Source organism: Photorhabdus luminescens subsp. luminescens, from assembly GCF_001083805.1.
In the GTDB taxonomy this organism is placed as follows: Bacteria; Pseudomonadota; Gammaproteobacteria; order Enterobacterales; family Enterobacteriaceae; genus Photorhabdus; species Photorhabdus luminescens.
Genome location: NZ_JXSK01000001.1, coordinates 191,171 through 213,723, shown reverse-complemented (window position 1 = coordinate 213,723; position 22,553 = coordinate 191,171). Strand labels below are relative to the sequence as shown.

At 52.4% G+C, this 22,553-nt stretch carries 1 protein-coding gene (cut by a window edge); it reads right to left on the bottom strand.

The genetic code is table 11. The features are described from left to right. Positions 1 to 15: 15 nt before the first annotated feature. Positions 16 to 22,553, bottom strand: partial view of a non-ribosomal peptide synthetase gene (locus tag TI10_RS25555; RefSeq protein ID WP_080984972.1) — the 3' portion only. 8,188 nt of this gene lie beyond the right edge of the window; only the last 22,538 of its 30,726 coding nucleotides appear in the window; its start codon lies beyond the right edge, outside the window; it ends in the stop codon at positions 16 to 18.

Here is a 22,553-nt window from a genome sequence, read left to right as displayed (position 1 = left end):
CGGACATAAGATCGCTTAGTCTCTTTGAACCTCCTCGTCAAAACTTACTGCCAACGCCATATTTAAAGCCCGAACTAAAACGACTTTATCCTCATTATTTTCCAACAGACTAAAATGGTTACCCGAAATTGGAATTGACCGAATCGAAGAATCAGGTAATACCTGAGCCCAACCTAACGATGGCTCCCTATTTAAAGACTGTGATTCAACATCCATAACTTTAGTATCTATAATTATAGAAGCAGGCGGAGAAGGTTCCGTTGCATAGAATTGATGCAGCGTTATCGCCAATATTTGCGGCTCATAGTTTCTGACTATTTGTGCATAATTTTCTATCTGCTCCCAACGCCTTGCGATTAAATCAGCACTCGGATTTGCTGGACATAACGCCAATTTCTGCGCTGTTTCGATAAACTGCACCAAATTTAACTCATCAATTCGTTGATACAATGCTGCAATTTCTTCAATATCTCCATACTCTGCCTGCCTTGCCAACTCAATAAGAAATTGAAGTTTTGGCGGCATTATCTGCTGTCTGTAATAATGAGGAGCAGGCGTGTCTATCAGACCGAGGAAATTAACCTCTTCACCGGAATACAAAAGTTGCTGGGCAATCGCATAAGCTAATATGCCACCGGAAGAATAACCGCATATCCGATACGGGCCTTCCGGTTGAACCGCTTTCATAAAGTTGATCATCCTTGTTGCCTGCTCTTCCATCGTAGACATCGGCGCTTCACTAATGGATGGCCAGGGCAACGCATAGATCGGGTAGCCTGAATGAAGCTGTTGAGACAACCCGAAAACATAGGAATAATCACCCATGCCGCTAGGCACAAAGAATAACGGACGACCTGTTCCTCCAGATCGCACCGATATTGCACGGTTTAGCGGTTGAGATAGCTGAGCTGATGTCATTTTTGTTGCCAAGTCAGACAGCACAGGGAATTGGAACAGATCATTCAATGTGCAAATAAGACCATGATTAGCTGCAAGATTTATCATCCGCATAGCAAACAGTGAGTGACCACCCAAGGTGAAGAAATTATCATACCGGCTGACCTGCTCAACACACAATAATTCACGCCAGATAGCCGCTAATACGATTTCCGTTTCTCCTTGTGGCGTTTCATAAACCTGCCGGGCAAAAGCTTCATTGCTCGGGGCTGGTAGCGCGTGACGATCTAATTTACCGTTTGGCGTCAACGGAAAATCATCCAGACGCACAAAAGCCGACGGCACCATGTAATCCGGTAAAATGGCACTCAGGTAAGTACGCAAGCTATTAGCCAGTCCTTTATCTTCCTGTGCCACCACATAAGCGACCAAACGTTTGTCCTGTCCATCACCCAATACCAACACAGTAGCTTCTTGTACCGTTGGGTGTTCTACCAATCGAGCCTCAATTTCACCCGGTTCAATACGGAAACCACGGATTTTAATTTGCTGATCGTTACGGCCAAGGAACTCCAAATTACCATCCGGCAGGTAACGGGCCAGATCCCCAGTTCGATATATGCGAGCATTAGGTGAATCACTAAATGGATCAACAAGGAAGCGTTCTGCCGTCAGCTCAGGACGATTGAGATAGCCACAGGCAACCCCATCTCCGCCGATATAAATCTCACCGGTTACTCCCTGTGGCACCGGCTGACCATCGGCATCTAGCAGATAAACCCGCGTGTTAGCTATCGGTCGACCGATAGGGATTTGGGTCATTCCCGGTGATAATGCCGTGATGCGGTAGGTAGTGGTAAAGGTAGTGCCCTCACTCGGCCCGTAACCATTCAATAACTGTTGAGGAGGGCTATCACGCAGAACCTGCGCCATCACATGCTGATCCAGCACATCGCCGCCGACAATCAGGATCTTGAGCTGAGGAAGAGCCGGGGACAACTCTGCCGCTAACCGGTTAAACAACCCGACACTCAACCACATAACCGTGATTCGATAGGTCTGCAATGCCTGGACAAACTCCTGCGGCGTCAACACAGTAGCGTGATCAATCACCACCAGTGTCCCGCCATTGAGCAACGGCGCCCAAACTTCAAAGGTGCTGGCATCGAAAGCCGGGTTAGCCTCAAACGCTACTCGATCATCTGGCCTGATTTCAGCGTACCCATTATTAATGACCAGCCGAACCACCGCCCGATGCGGCACCATTACCCCTTTTGGTGTGCCAGTTGAGCCGGAGGTATACATAATATAAGCCAGCTCGGTACTGGAGCGGGGTAAATCAGGATTGAGGTAACCTTCCTCCTTGATGTCGTCCACCTCATCGGCAAAGCAAAACAAGGGAATCGTCAGGTCAACCGGAATATCCGTAAGCAACAATTTGGCTTCACAATCACTTATCAACCAACGCTGCCGTTCGTCCGGCATACGGGGATCAATCGGCACATAAACAGCCCCGGCCTTGAGGATAGCTAATTGAGCCGCCACCAGTTCAACAGAACGCTCTAACAGCACAGCCACGCGATCGTCTGGCCGGATCCCTAGCCCGATTAACCGGCGAGCCAGCCGGTTGGCGCGGGCATTTAATTCCGCATAGCTGAGAATATATTCTCCATACATCAGCGCTATCGCATCAGGGGTTTTTCCTGCCTGTTGTTCAAACAGTCGGTGAATACAACACTGGTCAGGATACAACGCCTGGGTTGCATTCCAGGTCTCCAGCAACAGCTTCTTCTCCGCTGCCGGTAAGATATTCAGCGACCGTACCGGTGTCTCTGGCCGTTGTTCAAGCGCCTCTGCCAGACTTTCCAGCGCCTGTTGCATATACCCACATATCCTATCCGGATCAATGGGTTGAACGATTTGCGCCGTCAGTCCCAGTGCATTGCCAAAATCTTCCACTGACAAGACAAACGGATAGTTCGTGCGCTCTCGACCGCCTAAGGATTCAATGCCGCTGATAATTTCATCCGTGATAACAGCCGGCGCATTATGCCGGTAGTTCAACAAGGCACTGAAGAGTGGTATTTCATTTTGCACCCCACTGCAACGTTGAGCCAGCGCCAGTGACGCATGTTCATGCTCCAGCAATCCCGCCAGCCGGGTATGCGCTGCCCGTACACTGTCTTGTACCGGGGTATCATCCATGTCCAGTCGTAACGGCAAGGTATTGATGAACAGTCCCATGCCGCTGTCAGCTCCTTCTCCTGCCTGCATCCGTCCAAACAGCACGGTGCCGAACACCGCTTTCGCCTGTCCGCTGGTACGTGACAATACCTGTGCCCAGGCCAGATGACATAACGCCGCCAAACTGACGCCCAAACGCCGGGCCTGATGACGTAAACGGTCATTCAACGTAGCGGCCAACATTCGGCGCGATTCCGCTACCTGTGAACCATCCCGATGTACTTCCGTCAACCCAAATGGCAGCGTCGGTTGATCCACCTCTGCCAGCATATCGGTGAAGAAACGGGTATGTTCGGCCTGACTCATCCCCAACCGGGCCTGAGCCACCAAATTGCGGAAAGGAACCGGGATAGGCAAGCTTTCCCCCTGTCCGGCAAGGTACGCCTGAACGTCTCGGTTCATCACCTCCATTGCGGTATGGTCGCCAATCAAATGATGCTGCAATTGCAACGCAATCCAGCGACCATCCGTTTCCTGTGCAATAACAAAACGTAACAGCGGCGCCTGGCTCAAATCAAGACGATGCTGACGCGGATCAAAACGTTGAATCAGTTGTTCATAAACCGGTCCATCTGCGTGATCCAACGTCAATTCAGTCACTGATAACGGCGCTTGACGCCAGACTACCTGGGCCGGAACAGATAGTCCTTGCCAGATAAATGCAGTACGCAGGATGTCATGGCGATTAATCACCTGTTGTACCGCCGCTAGATAACAATCCAGTAAAAATCGATCAGCAAAGGCCATAGGATAAGCCAATAGATACGGATCGCCTTTGTTCGCCAGAAGATGGTGGAACAGAATACCGTCCTGCAACGGCGACAGGGCATAGATATCCTGAATATTGGCAATTCCACCCGGCACTTGTTCCACAATATGGTCAATCTCAGATTGGTCCAACTCAATCAACGGCAACATTGCTGGTATAAGTGCTATGGTCGCCGGGGTGATGACATTCGCTGGCGCCACCACTGCCCGAGACTGCCCTACTGTTTGGGCAAACGCGGACAACACCGGGGATTGGAACAGATCACGTACCGCCAGCATTAGTCCTGCATTACGCAGACGCTCAATCATCCGCACCGCTAACAATGAATGACCACCCAACGCAAAGAAGCTATCGTGCCGACTCACCTGTTCAATGCCCAACAGTTCGCTCCAGATAGCAGCCAATAGGATTTCTGCTTCTCCCTGCGGCGCTTCATAAATTTGCCGGGCAAAAGCTTCTTCCCCCGGCGCCGGTAATGCCCGACGGTCCAGTTTGCCGTTTGGCGTCAACGGGAAGGTCTCCAGACGTACAAACGCTGCCGGTACCATATAATCCGGTAAAATGGCGCTCAGGTGAGTACGCAGATGGTTAGCCAATTCTTCATTCGCTTCTGCCGCCACATAAGCTACCAATCGTTTGTCCTGCCCGTCACCCAGCGCCAACACAACCGCTTCACTCACCACCGGATGATCCATCAACCGGGCTTCTATTTCCCCCGGCTCAATACGGAAACCACGGATTTTCACCTGTTGGTCATTACGGCCCAGGAAATCCAGATTGCCGTCTGGCAGGTAACGGGCCAAATCCCCGGTGCGGTACATCCGTGCTCCCGGTTTACCGCTAAAGGGGTCCGCAAGAAAGCGCTCCACAGTCAGTTCGGGACGATTGAGATAGCCACAGGCAACTCCATCCCCGCCGATATAAATCTCACCGGTTACTCCTTGCGGCACTGGCTGACCATAGGTATCCAACAGATAAACCCGCGTATTGGCTATTGGCCGACCAATGGGGATACGAGTCACTTCTGGTAATACTTCTGCGATACGGTAGGTGGTGGTGAAGGTTGTACCCTCACTCGGTCCATAGCCATTCAATAACTGTTGAGGCGGACTGTCACGCAGAACCTGTGCTATCACATGCGGATCCAGCACATCGCCGCCGACAATCAGGGTTTTGATTTGTGGCAGCACCGGGGACAACTCTGTCGCCAGCCGGTTAAACAGCCCGACACTCAGCCACACCACGGTAATATCATAAGCCTGTAATGCCTGAACAAACTCTTTAGGCGTCAGCAACGTGGCGTGATCAATCACCACCAGCGCGCCGCCATTGAGCAATGGCGCCCAGACTTCAAAGGTGCTGGCATCAAAAACCGGATTAGCTTCAAATGCCACCCGATCATTCGGTCCGATGTCGGCGTACCCATTATTAATCACCAGCCGAACCACCGCACGATGCGGCACCATGACCCCTTTTGGCATGCCGGTCGAGCCGGAAGTGTACATAATATAAGCCAGCTCGGTACTGGACCGAGGCAAGTCAAGATTAAAGTCATCCTCCTCCCTGATAGCACCCATCTCACCAGCAAGGCAATATAAAGGAATCGTCAGATCAACCGGGATATCGGTGAGCAATAATTTGGCTGAACAGTCGTTTATCAACCAGTTCTTCCGTTCATCTGGCACTCGGGGATCGATCGGCACATAAACAGCACCGGCTTTGAGAATAGCCAATTGAGCCACAACCAGCTCAACAGAACGCTCTAACAGCACCGCAATCCGATCATCCGACCGTATCCCCTGTTCGATTAACTGGCGGGCCAGTCGGTTGGCACGAGCATTTAATTCGGAATAACTGAGAATACGTTCTTTATACACCAGCGCTACCGCATCAGGAGTTTTCTCTGCCTGTTGCTCAAACAGTCGATGAATGCATAACCGGTCAGGATACGGCGTCTGAGTTGCATTCCAGGTTTCCAATAACAACTTGCGTTCCGCCACAGTCAGGATATCGATTTTCCCGACTGGCTGTTGAGGGTTAGCTGCCATCTCTTGTAGTACGGTATGGAGATAGCCCACCTGCCGCTCAATGGTCGCTTGATCAAACAGGGCGGTAGCATAATTCAGATAACCGACAATCCGGCCGTCCACCTCAGATAGGCTCAATTCAAGATCAAATTTAGCCATATCAGAAGTTTGTCCGACAGGTGAAACAATCAATCCGGGTAACATCCAGTCCTTACCTTCATTGTTCTGCCAGGCAAACATCACCTGGAATAGCGGGGTGTGTGCCAAGTGGCGTGGTGGTTGCACGATTTCCACCACCTGTTCAAATGGCAGGTCCTGATGTTCCTGTGCCGCCAGCGCAGTTTGCCGTACACGCGCCAGTAATTCCGCCACATTCGGCGTACCGGATAAATCCATACGCAACGCCAGGGTATTGACAAAGAAGCCAATTAAAGATTCTACTTCTTGCCGACTGCGGCCCGCGCTTGGCGTACCGATAACCAGATCTTCCTGACCTGACAGGCGCGACAGAACTGTTGCCCAAGCAGCCAGTAACGTCATAAATAACGTAACACCCTGCTGTTCACTCAAGCGCTTGAGGGATTGGGTTAACTCCGCATCTAGGCTGATGGGCAATAAGGCCCCGGTAAATGACTGCTGACGCGGACGCGGCCGGTCAGTCGGCAAATCCAGGAGAACCGGTGCATCAACCAACCTTTCACGCCAATAGTCAGATTGGGACTGTATACGTTCAGCCGACAGCCACTGATGCTGCCAAGCGGCGTAATCAGGGTACTGAATCGTCAACGGTGGTAACGGATCTGACTGCCCGGTTAGAAAAGCGGTGTAAAGGGTACTTAATTCACGCATCAACACGCTGACAGACCAGCCATCGAAAACAATATGATGCAAAGTCAGCAAGAAAACGTGTTCATCGTCAGCCAGCTGTACCAGACTGGAACGCATTAATGGGCCACGGGCAAGATCAAATGGAGCTCCTGCTTCCTGAACAGAGAGAGAGGCAAGCTGCTCATCCACATCAGGCGCATTACACAGATCATACTTTTTCATCGGCAAACCTGATGCCGCCGGCAATAACTCCACCTGCGGCTGACCGTCAATAGCAACGAAGACAGAACGTAACACTTCATGACGAGCAAACAGTGTGTCAAGCGCTTGCTGCCAGGCAGCGATATCCAGCCGACCACGCAAACGCAGGGCCACTGGAATATGATAGGTCTCACTCACCCCGTCAAACTGGGCCAGGAACCACAGACGCTGTTGAGCGAATGATAACGGCAATTGGCCTTCACGGGATATTGAAATGATCGTGGGCAATATTTTGTCCGATTCATCAAACCGCATACTTATCGCTTCGGCAAAAGCGGTCAAAACAGGGAATGTAAATAACGTAGACAACGGCAATTCAATCCCCAACGCCGTTATCCGGTTCATCATCCGCACTGCCAACAGGGAATGGCCGCCCAGTGCGAAAAAGTTGTCATACCGGCTAATCCGCTCAACACCCAGTAATTCACGCCAAATAGCGGCTAATGTGGTTTCTATTTCCCCTGACGGCGCAGCGTAAATTTGCCGGGCAAAAGCCTCTTCTCCCGGTATCGGTAATGCTCGACGGTCCAACTTACCGCTCGGGGTCAGCGGGAAGGCATTCAGGCGTACAAAAGCCGCCGGCACCATATAATCCGGTAAAGTTGCGCTCAAGTGTGTACGCAGATGGTTAACCAGCGTCTCAGCCGCTTCTGCCACCACATAAGCTACCAGCCGTTTGTTCTGCTCATCACCCAGCACCAACACAACAGCTTCTTGCACAGTTGGGTGTTCCATCAGTCGGGCTTCGATTTCCCCCGGCTCAATACGGAAACCGCGGATTTTGACCTGCTGGTCATTGCGGCCCAGGAATTCCAGATTGCCGTCCGGTAAGTAGCGGGCCAAATCCCCGGTCCGATACATCCGCGCATCCGGCATCTCACTAAATGGGTCAGCTAAGAAGCGTTCAGCCGTCAGTTCAGGACGATTAAGGTAGCCACGCGCCACACCTGCACCACCAACATATAATTCACCTACTGCCCCCAACGGCACTGGCTGGCCGTAAGCATCCAGTAAATAAATCTGGGTGTTCGCCGTCGGATGGCCGATAGGTACTAATGTATCTGTATAGTCTGGCGGACAACGCCAGGTCGTCGCACACACCGTGATTTCTGTCGGGCCATAGGCATTAAACACCGTTGTCCGACGACTCAGTGCCTGAAGCAGCATTGTGCTGGGCGCCTCGCCACCGAGTATCAACGTCGGTCTTATCATCATTTCCGGTAAATCGGTCCTTTCCCGGAGTAGGGCCGGGGTCAGACAAGCATGGGTCACTGCCTGTTGTTCCAGATAATGCCAGAGACGAAGCGGGTCCTGCCGGACGATATCGACAGCAATAATCAGACTGGCCCCACTTCCCAACGCCATCATGATTTCCCAAACACTGGCATCGAAACTCAATGAGGCAAACTGCAACATCCGGCTACCCGAGTGAATGTCAAACTGGGCGATTTTATCCTGAATGAGATTAACCAGTCCACGATGCTCAACCATCACGCCTTTTGGTGTGCCAGTGGAACCGGAGGTGTAAATTACATATGCCAGATGCCGTGCAGTCAGTGCGGGCACTTGCGGGTTACTGTCCGGTTGATCAGGCAGCGTATTCGGATCCAGTACCGTGAGTCCTGCCAATGCCTTTTCGCCCAATGCGGCACATCCTGCATTATCCGCCAGCAAAATAGCCGGGGCTGCATCGGTTAAAATATGTGCCAAACGTTTCCCCGGATAAGCCGGGTCCAATGGAACATAGGCGCCGCCCGCTTTCAACACCGCCAGCAAGCCCACGACCATCGTCAGTGAACGTGTAACACAAATCGCGACTCGCTGGTCTGGCGCAATACCCAGCGCAATCAGTTGATGGGCCAGTCGGTTAGCGCGGGTATTCAATTCCGCATAGCTGTACGTCTGTTCGTCATACACCAGTGCTGTAGCATCCGGGTTTTTCTCCACTTGTTGTTCAAATAACTGATGGATACATAACTGCTCAGGGTAGGCAACTTCAGTCGCATTCCAGGTTTTTAATAACAATGCGCGTTCAGTTTCAGGCAAAATTTCCAACATCCGTACCGGCGTTTCCGGGGCCTGTTCAAGTGTTTCTGCCAAACTTTCCAGCGCCTGTTGCATATAACCGCACATCCGTTCCGGATCAAACGGTTGCGCCACTTGGGCGGTCAATCCCAAAGCGTGACCAAAATCCTCCACCGACAGCACAAACGGATAGTTGGTACGTTCCTGCCCGCTAAAGGACTCTATACCGCTGTTAATTTCATCTACAGTGACTGGCTGCGCACTATGCCGGTAGTTCAACAAAGCACTAAACAGAGGCGTTTCCCCCGGCACTCCACTACAACGTTGAGCCAGTGCCAGTGAAGCGTGTTCATGCGCCAGTAATCCAGCTAACCGGACATGTGCTGCCCGAGCACTGTCCTGCACCGGGGTATCATCCATATCCAGTCGCAACGGCAAGGTGTTGACAAACAGTCCCATACCGCTGTCAGCGCCTTCCCCGGCCTGCATCCTCCCAAACAGCACAGTGCCGAACACCACTGTCTCTTGTCCACAGATACGCGATAAGACCTGTGCCCAGGCTAGATGACACAATGCCGCCAAACTAACGCCCAGACGTCGGGCTTGACTACGCAAGCGGTTATTCAGTATGGCGGGCAACATCCGGTACAACTCTGTCACCTGCGAACCATCTCGATGTACTTCCGTTAATCCGAACGGCAGCGTCGGTTGATCTACCTCTGCCAACATATCAGTAAAAAAGCGGGTATGCTCGGCTTGGCTCACGCCCAATCGGACTTGAGCCACCAAGTTGCGGAAAGGAACGGGTGCCGACAGGCTCTCTTCCTGCCCAGTGAGGTACGCCTGAACTTCGCGGTTCATCACTTCCAGCGTCGTGTGATCGCCAATCAGATGATGCTGCAATTGCAGTACAATCCAGCGACCATCCGTTTCTTGCGCCACCACAAAGCGCAGCAAAGGAGCTTGGCTCAAGTCGAGGCGATGATGACGCGGGTCAAAACGTTGAATGAGTTGTTCATAAACCGGTCCATTAACAGGCTCCAACACTAATTCAGTCACTGATAACGGCGCCTGACGCCAGACCACCTGAACCGGCGCTGATAATCCTTGCCAGATAAAAGCAGTACGCAAGATGTCATGGCGGTTAATCACCTGTTGCACGGCTGCCAAATAACTGTCCAACAGAGATCGATCAGTGAAGGCCGTTTGACTGACCAATAAGTACGGATCACCTTTATTCGCCAGTAGATGATGGAACAGAATACCGTCCTGTAACGGGGACAGGGCATAAATATCTTGAATATTAGCTATTCCACCCGGTACTTGTTCAACGATATGGTCAATCTCAGTTTGGGTCAGCTCAATCAACGGCAACATTTCAGGGGTGAGCACTGTGGTTGCCGGGGTAATGACATTCTCCGGCGCCACCACCGCTTGTGATTGTCCTACTGTTTGGGCAAATGCCGATAACACCGGGGATTGGAACAGGTCACGTACCGCCAGCGTTAACCCCGCATTACGCAGACGTTCAATCATCCGCACCGCCAGCAATGAATGGCCGCCTAGGGCAAAGAAACTGTCGTGCCGACTGATCTGTTCAATACCTAACAACTCGCTCCAGATAGCGGCCAATAGGGTTTCTGTTTCCCCTTGCGGCGCTGCGTAAACCTGACGGGCAACTGCTTCCTCCCCCGGTATCGGCAGCGCTCGACGGTCCAACTTACCGTTCGGCGTCAACGGGAAGGTATCCAAGCGTACAAAGGCTGCTGGCACCATATAATCCGGCAAAATAGCACTCAGATGAGTACGCAAGCTGTTAACCAACCGGTCATCCGCTTCTGCCGCTACATAAGCCACCAGCCGTTTATCCTGACCATCATCCAATGCCAGCACAACCGCTTCACTCACCGCCGGGTGTTCCATCAGCCGGGCTTCGATTTCCCCCGGTTCAATGCGGAAACCGCGGATTTTCACCTGCTGGTCATTACGGCCCAGAAACTCCAGATTGCCGTCCGGCAGGTAGCGGGCCAAATCCCCGGTCCGGTACATTCGGGCATCGGGTTCAGGTTCACTACTGAACGTATCCGGTAGAAAACGTTCCGCCGTCAGTTCAGGGCGATTGAGATAACCCCGTGCCACACCAGCCCCGCCAATATATAACTCACCTACGGCGCCTAACGGTACTGGCTGACGATATTTATCCAGAAGATAGAGGGTTAAGTCCGGGATACGCGTACCAATAGGACTCGTTGTCTGTTCCACATCATGGCGATTCAGTGCCCGGTAAGTGACGTGAACTGTGGTCTCGGTGATACCGTACATATTCACCAACTGAGGCAATGTCTCCTCACGCAGGGCATACCACGGTTTCAGAATACTCGGATCGAGTGCTTCCCCGCCAAAGATGATATAGCGCAAGCAGTCCGGTAACGGATTGGCGACATAACTGGCAATAAAAGCTTTGAAGGCGCTGGGGGTCTGATTCAATACGGTGATGCCGTGCTGACACACGAATTGATGCAGCTCCTGGGATGAGCGGGCAATCGCGTGCGGGGTCAATACCAGTTTAGCGCCGTAGCGTAAGGCTCCCCATAATTCCCACACCGAGAAGTCAAACGCAATGGAATGGAACAGGCACCAAATATCTTGCCGGTTAAAGTGATACCAGGATTCAGTGGCGTCGAACAAACGCAGGATATGACGATGCTCTACCATTACCCCTTTCGGCGTACCGGTCGAACCCGAGGTGTAAATCACATACGCCAGATGCTGTGCCGTCAATGTTGGCACCTGCGGGTTACTGTCCGGCTGATCAGGCAGACTATTCGGGTCAAGTACCGTCAGCCTTGCCAGCGCGTCCTCTCCCAGCGCATCACGCCCGACGTTATCCGCCAGTAAAATAGCGGGGGCAGCATCGGTCAGGATATGTGCCAAGCGCTCACCGGTATAAACCGGATCCAACGGTACATAGGCCCCCCCGGCTTTCAGCACCGCCAATACTCCCACCACCATTGCCAGTGATCGCGACACACAAACCGCCACCCGTTGGTCCGGCATGACGCCCAACGCTATCAGTTGATGCGCCAGACGATTAGCTCGGGCATTGAGCTCGGCATAGCTGAGGGTATGTTCTTCATACACCAGTGCCGTTTCATTAGGCGCGTTCTCCACCTGTTGTTCAAATAATTGATGAATACATAGCTGTTTAGGATATAGCTGTTCAGGATATTGTGTTTCAATGGCATTCCGGGTTTCCAGTAACAGCCTGCGCTCTGCCACTGTCAGAATATCGATTCTTCCAACCGTCTGTTGAGGATTTACCGCCATCGCCCGCAGCACGGTATGGAGATAGCCCACCTGCCGCTCAATGGTCGCTTGATCAAATAGAGCGGTGGCATAATTCAGATAACCGACAATTCGGCCCTCCACCTCAAACAAGTTCAGCTCAAGATCGAACTTAATCACATCCAAAGCTTGCTCGACCGGTGAAACCACTAGTCCCGGCAGTCTCCATTCCGTGTTCTCATTGTTCTGCCAGGCAAACATCACCTGGAACAATGGGGTATGCGCCAGTCGGCGCGGTGGCTGCACGATTTCTACCACCTGTTCAAATGGCAGGTCTTGATGCTCCTGCGCTGCCAGCGCAGTTTGCCGCACACGCGCCAGCAATTCCGCTACATTCGGCGCACCGGATAAATCCATACGCAACGCTAGTGTGTTCACAAAGAAACCAATCAGAGATTCCACTTCCTGCCGACTGCGACCGGCACTCGGTGTACCGATAACCAGATCTTCCTGACCTGACAGACGTGATAGAACCGTTGCCCAGGCAGCTAACAGGGTCATAAATAATGTGACGCCCTGCTGTTCACTCAGGCGTTTAAGGGATTGAGTTAACTCCGCATCGAAACTGACGGGTAACATATTTCCGGCAAATGATTGCTGAGGCGGACGTGGCCGGTCAGTCGGCAAATCCAGTAAAACTGGCGCGTCAGCCAGCTTGGTGCGCCAGTAATCAGATTGAGATTGTATCTGTTCAGCCGACAACCATTGGCGCTGCCAGGCGGCATAATCAGGATATTGAATCGTCAACGGTGGCAATGGATCTGGCTGTTGGTTCAAGTAAGCCGAATAAAGCGCCTCCAGTTCTGATTTCAGTATCCCTAAAGACCAACCATCAGAAACAATATGATGCTGGGTCAGCAAGAAAACGTGATCATCGTCAGCCAGTTGTACCAGACTGGAACGAATTAATGGACCACGGGCAAGGTCAAACGGCGCATTGGCTTCCTGAGCGGAGAGAGAGGCAAGCGGCGCATATACATCAGACATGTCATGCAAATCATATTTTCTTATCGGTAGGCCCCATTCTGCCGGCAACAATTCCACCTGCGGCTGGCCGTCAACAGTAACAAAAACAGAGCGCAATGCTTCATGGCGGGTAAATAAGGTATCAAGCGCTTGCTGCCAGGCGGCGATATTCAGCCGACCACGCAAACGCAGGGCCAGAGGAATATGATAAGCATCACTCACCCCCTCAAACTGGGCCAGGAACCACAGACGCTGTTGCGCAAATGATAACGGCAATTGATCATCACGAGATAACGGAACAATAGCGGGTAATATCTTGCCCGACTCGTCAAACTGAGTACGCATCGCTTCAGCAAAAGTGGTCAAAACAGGGGATGTAAACAACGTGGACAACGGTAATTCAATCCCTAACGCCGCTATCCGGTTCATCATCCGCACTGCCAGCAACGAATGGCCGCCCAGTGAGAAAAAGTTGTCATACCGGCTAATCCGCTCGACACCGAGTAATTCACGCCAAATAGCCGCCAATGTGGTTTCCATCTCCCCTGATGGTGCGACGTAAATCTGTCGGGCAACAGCCTCTTCCCCCGGCACCGGCAGCGCCCGGCGATCTAGTTTGCCGTTTGGCGTCAACGGAAAATCATCCAGACGCACAAAAGCGGCCGGCACCATATAATCCGGTAAAACTGTACTTAAGTGAGTATGCAGACGGTTAACTAACTCCTCATCCGCTTCTGCCACGACATAAGCCACCAGCCGTTTATCCTGACCATCACCCATCACTAGCACAACCACTTCATTCACCGCCGGGTGTTCCATCAGCCGGGCTTCGATTTCCCCCGGTTCAATACGGAAACCACGGATTTTCACCTGCTGGTCATTACGGCCCAGAAATTCCAGATTGCCATCCGGCAGGTAACGGGCTAAATCCCCGGTGCGGTACATACGTGCATCTGGGATACCACTGAACGGATCAATAAGGAAACGTTCTGCGGTCAGTTCAGGACGATTAAGATAACCACAGGCAACTCCATCCCCGCCGATATAAATCTCTCCTTCCACATCCAACGGTACTGGTTGACCATTGGCGTCCAGTAGATAAACCCGCGTATTGGCTATCGGTCGACCGATGGGGATCTTCGTCATCCCCGCAGGCAACGCAGTGATACGATATGTCGCGGTAAAGGTGGTGCCCTCACTTGGCCCATAGCCATTCAATAACTGTTGCGGCGGGTTATCACGCAGAACTTGCGCCATCACATGCGGATCCAGCACATCGCCGCCGACAATCAGGATTTTGAGTTGTGGGAGAACCGGGGATAACTCTGTCGCCAACCGGTTAAACAGCCCAACACTCATCCACAACACGGTAATGCGATAAATCTGTAATGCCTGAACAAATTCTTTAGGCGTCAGCAATGTGGCGTGATCAATCACTACCAGCGCGCCGCCATTGAGCAACGGCGACCAGACTTCGAAGGTGCTGGCATCAAAAGCCGGGTTAGCTTCAAACGCCACCCGGTCGCCCGGCCCGATGTCAGCGTACCCGTTATTGATGACCAATCTAACCACAGCCCGATGCGGCACCATCACCCCTTTAGGCGTACCGGTTGAGCCGGAGGTATACATGATATAGGCCAGTTCAGTACTGGAGCGAGATAAGTCAGGGTTGTGGTAATTATTCTCCTCACTGATAGCGGCCAGTTCAACCGGGATATCCGTAAACAACAATTTAGCTGCACAGTCGTTTATCAGCCAGTGCCGTCGCTCATCCGGCACTCGGGGATCGATCGGCACATAAACGGCCCCGGCCTTGAGGATAGCCAACTGAGCCACCACCAGTTCAACAGAACGTTCTAACTGCATAGCGACCCGGTCACCCGGCTGGATCCCCTGCCCAATTAACCAATGGGCCAGCCGGTTGGCACGAGCATTTAATTCGGCATAGTTGAGAATGTGTTCTCCATACACCAACGCTATCGCATCAGGCGTCTTTTCTGCCTGTTGTTCAAATAGCTGGTGAATACAACACTGGTCAGGATATGGCGCCAGGGTCGCATTCCAGGTCTCCAATAGCAGTTTCTTCTCCGCTGCCGGCAAGATATTCAGTGCCCGTACCGGTGTTTCTGGCTGCTGTTCAAGTGCCTCTGCCAGACTTTCCAGCGCCTGTTGCATATAGCCACATATTCGCTCCGGATCAATCGGTTGAACGATTTGCGCCGTTAATCCCAAAGCGTGACCTAAATCCTCCACCGACAAAACAAACGGATAGTTCGTGCGCTCTTGCCCACCTAAGAATTCAATGTTGCTGATGATGACATCCGTGGTAACCGGCTGCGCACTATGCCGGTAGTTCAGTAACGCGCTAAACAGAGGCGCTTCCCCTGACACCCTACTGCAACGTTGAGCCAGCGCCAGTGAAGCATGTTCATGCGCCAGCAATCCGGCTAACCGGGTATGGGCTAACCGTACACTGTCCTGCACTGGGGTATCATTTATATCCAGTCTTAACGGCAAGGTATTGATAAACAGGCCCATGCCGCTGTCAACCCCTTGCCCGGCCTGCATCCGCCCAAACAGTACGGTGCCGAACACCACTTTCGCCTGTCCGCTGGTACGTGATAAGACTTGTGCCCAAGCCAGATGACATAACGCCGCGAGACTGACATCCAGCCGCCGGGCCTGGCTGCGCAGGCGGTCATTCAACGTAGCAGGTAACATCCGGTGCGATTCCGTCACCAGCGAACCATCCTGATGCACCTCCGTCAACCCGAATGGCAACGTGGGTTCGTCCACTTCGGCCAGCATGTCAGTAAAGAAGCGGGTATGTTCGGCCTGACTCACCCCCAACCGGGCTTGCGCCACCAGATTGCGAAAAGGGACTGGCGCAGGCAAGTTCTCTTCCTGTCCGGCAAGATAAGCCTGAACCTCACCGTTCATCACTTCCAGCGTCGTATGGTCGCCAATCAGATGATGCAGCAATTGCAACACGCTCCAACGGCCATCGTCCTCCTGCGCTACCGAAAAGTGCAGCAAGGGGGCTCGTTGCAGATCAATACGATAGTGACGCGGGTTAAAATGTTGAGCTAACTGGTCACGGACCGACCCATCAATTGGGTCTAGTGTCAGTTCAGTGACTGACAATTGCGCCTGACGCCAAACCACTTGTACCGGCGTTGATAATTCTTGCCAAACAAAGGCAGTCCGCAGGATATCGTGGCGGTTAATCACCTGTTGCACTGCCGCCAGATAACGATCCAACAATGAACGATCAGAAAAGGTCATCTGGTTGACCAATAGATACGGGTCACCTTTATTCGCCAGTAGATGGTGGAACAGAATACCGTCCTGCAACGGCGACAGGGCATAGATATCCTGAATATTGGCAACCCCACTTGGTACTTGTTCAATGATATGGTCAATCTCAGTCTGAGTGAGATCAATCAACGGCAACATCTCGGGTGTAAGTTGCGTAATCGCCGGAGTAATGACATTCGCTGGCACTGCTACCACCTGTGATTGCCCTACTGTTTGGGCAAATTCAGATAACACTGGGGATTGGAATAAATCACGTACCGCCAGTACTAACCCCTCATTACGCAGACGTTCAATCATTCGTACCGCTAACAATGAATGGCCGCCTAGAGCAAAGAAACTGTCATGCCGACTGATTTGTTCAACGCCCAACAACTTGCTCCAGATAGCAGCCAGCAGGATTTCTGTCTCCCCTCTAGGGGCTTCATAAACCTGACGAGCAAATGCCCCCTCCTGCGGTGCAGGTAACGCTCGGCGATCCAGCTTGCCACTTGGCGTCAACGGGAAGGTATCCAAGCGTACAAAGGCCGCCGGCACCATGTAATCCGGCAAAATGGCACTTAGATGAACATGCAAGCTATTCACCAGCCGGTCATCCGCTTCTGCCACCACATAAGCCACCAACCGTTTATCCTGACCATCTCCCAAAGCTAGCACCAGCGCTTCACTTATCGCCGGGTGTTCCAGTAATCGAGCTTCGATTTCTCCCGGTTCGATACGGAAACCACGGATTTTCACCTGCTGGTCATTACGGCCCAAGAATTCCAAATTACCGTCTGGCAGGTAACGGGCTAAATCCCCAGTCCGGTACATCCGAGCATCGAGTTCACCACTAAACGGATCTGCCAGAAAACGCTCCGCCGTCAAATCAGGCCGGTTGAGATAGCCTCGCGCTACCCCCACACCGCCAATAAACAGCTCTCCAACCGCGCCTAACGGCACTGGTTGACCGTCAGTATTCAGTAAATAAACCCGTGAGTTCGCTGTTGGACGCCCAATAGCAATGACACCCTCATCATAATCTGACGGGCAACGCCAGGTGGCCGCACACACCGTAATTTCCGTTGGGCCGTACGCATTAAACACCGTCGCCCGACGACATAGTGCTTGAAGCAACGTTACACTGGGTGCTTCGCCACCGAGTATTAACGTCGGCCTTATTGTCATCTCCGGCAAATCGATCCCCTCCCGGAGTAAGGCTGGGGTCAGACAGGCATGGGTTATCTCCTGCTCTTCCAGATAATGCCAGAGATAACAGGGATCCTGACGAACCGTATCGGCAGGGATCGCCAAAGTAGCCCCGCTGCACAATGCCATCATGGTTTCCCAGACGCTGGCATCAAAGCCAAATGAAGCAAACTGCAACATCCGGCTACCCGGATGGATATCAAACTGAGCAATTTTTTCCTGAATGAGGTTAACCAGCCCACGATGTTCGACCATCACGCCTTTTGGTATGCCGGTTGAACCGGAGGTGTAAATCACATACGCCAGATAGCGTGGAGTTAATGCCGGTACTTGCGGGTTGCTGTCCGGTTGGTTGGGCAATGAATTCGGATCCAATACAGTTAACGCTGCCAACACTTTTTCGCCTAACGCGGTACGTCCAGCATCATCCGCCAGCACAATAGTCGGCGCAGCATCGGTTAAAATATGAACCAGACGTTCCCCCGGATAAGCCGGGTCTAGCGGCACATAGGCGCCCCCGGCTTTTAGTACTGCCAGCAGTCCCACTATTCGTGCCGGCGAACTTGTGACACAGATTGCCACCCGCTGATCCGGTACCACACCCAACGTAATCAGTTGATGCGCCAGCCGATTAGCACAGGCATTCAATTCAACATAACTGAAGGCTTGCCCTTCATATACCAGCGCTGTGGCATCAGGGGTTTTCTCTGCCTGTTGCTCAAACAGTCGATGAATGCATAACCGGTCAGGATACGGCGTCTGAGTTGCATTCCAGGTTTCCAATAACAACTTGCGCTCCACCACGGTCAGGATATCGATTTTCCCGACTGGCTGTTGAGGGTTAGCTGCCATCTCTCTCAGCACGGTATAAAGATAGCCCACCTGCCGCTCAATGGTCGCTTGATCAAACAGGGCAGTGGCATAATTCAGATAACCGACAATCTGGCCGTCCACCTCAGACAAGCTCAATTCAAGATCAAATTTAGCCATATCAAAAGTTTGTCCGACAGGTGAAACAATCAATCCGGGTAACATCCAGTCCTTACCTTCATTGTTCTGCCAGGCAAACATCACCTGGAATAGCGGAGTGTGTGCCAAGTGGCGTGGTGGTTGCACGATTTCCACCACCTGTTCAAATGGCAGGTCCTGATGTTCCTGTGCCGCCAGCGCAGTTTGCCGTACACGCGCCAGTAATTCCGCCACATTCGGCGTACCGGATAAATCCATACGCAACGCCAGGGTATTGACAAAGAAGCCGATTAAAGATTCTACTTCTTGCCGACTGCGGCCTGCGCTTGGCGTACCGATAACCAGATCTTCCTGACCTGACAGACGCGATAGAACCGTTGCCCAAGCCGCCAACAGAGTCATAAATAGCGTGACGCCTTGTTGTTCACTCAAGCGCTTGAGGGATTGGGTTAACTCCGCATCTAGGCTGATGGGCAATAAGGCCCCGGTAAATGACTGCTGAGGCTGACGCGGCCGGTCAGTCGGCAAATCCAGGAGAACCGGTGCATCAACCAACCTTTCACGCCAATAGTCAGATTGGGACTGTATACGTTCAGCCGACAACCATTGACGCTGCCAAGCGGCGTAATCAGGATACTGAATTATCAACGGTGGCAACGGATCCGGCTGCCTCGCTAGAAACGCGGTGTAAAGTGCGCTCAATTCACGCATTAACACGCTGACAGACCAACCATCGAAAATAATATGATGCAGAGTCAGCAAGAAGACGTGATCATCGTCAGCCAGTTGTATCAGACTGGAACGAATTAATGGGCCACAGGTAAGATCAAACGGCGCATTGGCTTCCTGAGCAGAGAGAGACGCAAGCTGAACATCTACATCAGGCACGTCATGCAGATCATATTTTCTCATCGGCAAGCCAGATGCCGCCGGCAACAACTCTACCTGCGGCTGGCCGTCAACGACAATGAAGACAGAACGCAACGCTTCGTGACGGGCAAATAGCGTATCAAGCGCCTGTTGCCAGGCAGCGATATCCAGCCGACCATGTAGACGTAAGGCCAGCGGAATATGATAGGTCTCACTCACCCCGTCAAACTGCGTCAGGAACCACAGGCGTTGTTGCGCAAATGACAATGGCAATTGGCCTTCACGGGATAGCGGAACGATAGCGGGCAATATCCTGTCCGATTCATCAAACTGGGCACTTATCGCTTCAGCAAAGGTCATCAAAGACGGGAAGGTAAACAGCATGGACAATGGCAATTCAACGCCTAACGCCGCTATCCGGTTTATCATTCGTACCGCCAGCAACGAATGGCCGCCCAGTGTAAAAAAGTTGTCATACCGGCTAATCCGCTCAACACCCAGTAATTCACGCCAGATAGCGGCCAATGTGGTTTCCATCTCTCCTAATGGCGCGGCGTAAATCTGCCGGGCAAAATCTTCTTCCCCCGGCATTGGTAATGCCCGGCGATCCAGTTTGCCGTTTGGCGTCAACGGAAAGGCATCCATACAGACAAAAGCGGCTGGCACCATATAATCCGGTAAAATCGTACTTAAGTGAGTACGCAGACCATTGACCAATTCTTCATCCGCTTCTGCCACCACATAAGCCACCAGTCGTTTGTCCTGACCGTCGTCCAATGCCAGCACAGCCGCTTCACTCACCGTCGGGTATTCCATCAACCGGGCTTCGATTTCCCCCGGCTCAATACGGAAACCGCGGATTTTCACCTGTTGGTCATTGCGGCCCAGGAATTCCAGATTACCGTCTGGTAGGTAACGGGCTAAATCCCCTGTGCGGTACAGACGGGCATCTGGCTTATCACTAAATGGATCCGGCAGGAAACGTTCTGCGGTCAGTTCAGGACGATTAAGGTAACCACAAGCAACTCCATCTCCGCCGATATAAATCTCACCGGTTGCTCCCTGCGGCACCGGTTGACCACTGGTATCCAACAGATAAACTCGTGTATTGGCTATCGGTCGACCAATGGGGATCTTCGTCGTCCCCTCGGATAACGCAGTGATACGGTATGTCGCGGTAAAGGTGGTGCCCTCACTCGGTCCATAGCCATTTAATAACTGTTGCGGCGGGTTATCACGCAGAACTTGTCTAATCACATGCGGATCCAATACATCGCCGCCGACAATCAGAATTTTGAGCTGCGGGAGAGCCGGGGACAACTCTGTCGCCAACTGGTTAAATAGCCCGACACTCATCCACAGCACGGTAATGCGATAAGTCTGTAATGCTTGAACAAATTCTTTAGGCATCAGCAATGTGGAGTGTTCAATCACTACCAGCGTGCCGCCATTGAGTAATGGCGACCAGACTTCAAAGGTGCTGGCATCAAAAGCCGGGTTAGCTTCAAACGCCACCCGATCATCCGGTCCGATGTCGGCGTACCCGTTATTAATCACCAACCGAACCACGGCACGATGCGGTACCATCACCCCTTTGGGCGTACCCGTTGAGCCGGAGGTATACATGATATAGGCCAGCTCAGTACTGGAGCGGGGTAAGTCAGGATTGCGGTAATCTTCCTGCCTGATAGCGGCCAATTCAACCGGGATACCCGTAAGCAACAATTTAGCTGCACAGTCGTTTACCAGCCAATGCTGCCGGTCGTCCGGCACACGGGGATCGATCGGCACATAAACCGCCCCGGCCTTGAGGATAGCCAACTGAGCCACCACCAGTTCAACAGAACGCTCTAACCGCACAGCGACCCGGTTATCCGGCTGAATCCCTTGCCTAATTAACCAGTGAGCCAATTGGTTGGCGCGAGCATTCAATTCAGCATAGTTGAGAATGTGTTCTCCATACATCAGCGCTATCGCATCAGGCATCTTTTCTACCTGTTGTTCAAACAGCCGGTGAATACAACACTGGTCAGGATAAGGTGCCTGGGTCGCATTCCAAGTCTCCAATAGCAGGGTCTTCTCCGCCACCGGCAAGATATTCAATGCCCGTACCGGTGTCTCCGGCCGTTGCTCAAGCGCTTCTGCCAGGCTTTCCAGCGCCTGTTGCATATAACCGCACACGCGTTTCGGATCAATCGGTTGAACGATTTGCGCCGTTAATCCTAAAGCGTGACCAAGATCCTCCACCGATAAGACAAACGGATAATTGGTGCGCTCCTGTCCGCTAAGGAACTCAATACCGCTGATAGTTTCATCCGTGGTAACCGGCGGCGCACTATGTCGGTAGTTCAGCAACGCACTAAACAGGGGCGCTTCCCCCGGTACTCCACTGCAACGTTGAGCCAGTGCCAGTGATGCATGTTCATGCGCCAGCAATCCGGCTAATCGGGTATGGGCTAATCGCACACTGTTCTGTACCGAGGTATCATCCATATCCAGTCGCAACGGCAAGGTATTAATAAACAGGCCCATGCCATTGTCAGCTCCTTCTCTGGCCTGCATCCGCCCAAATAGCACGGTGCCGAACACCACTTTCTCCTGTCCGCTGGTGCGTGACAACACCTGTGCCCAGGCTAGATGACACAACGCTGCCAAACTGACGCCCAGACGCCGAGCCTGACTGCGCAGACGATCATTTAACGTAGCAGGTAACATCTGGTGCGATTCCATTACCTGTGAACCATCCCGATGTACCTCCGTTAACCCGAACGGCAGCGTCGGTTGATCCACCTCAGCCAACATATCGGTAAAGAAGCGGGTATGTTCGGCCTGACTTACCCCCAACCGGA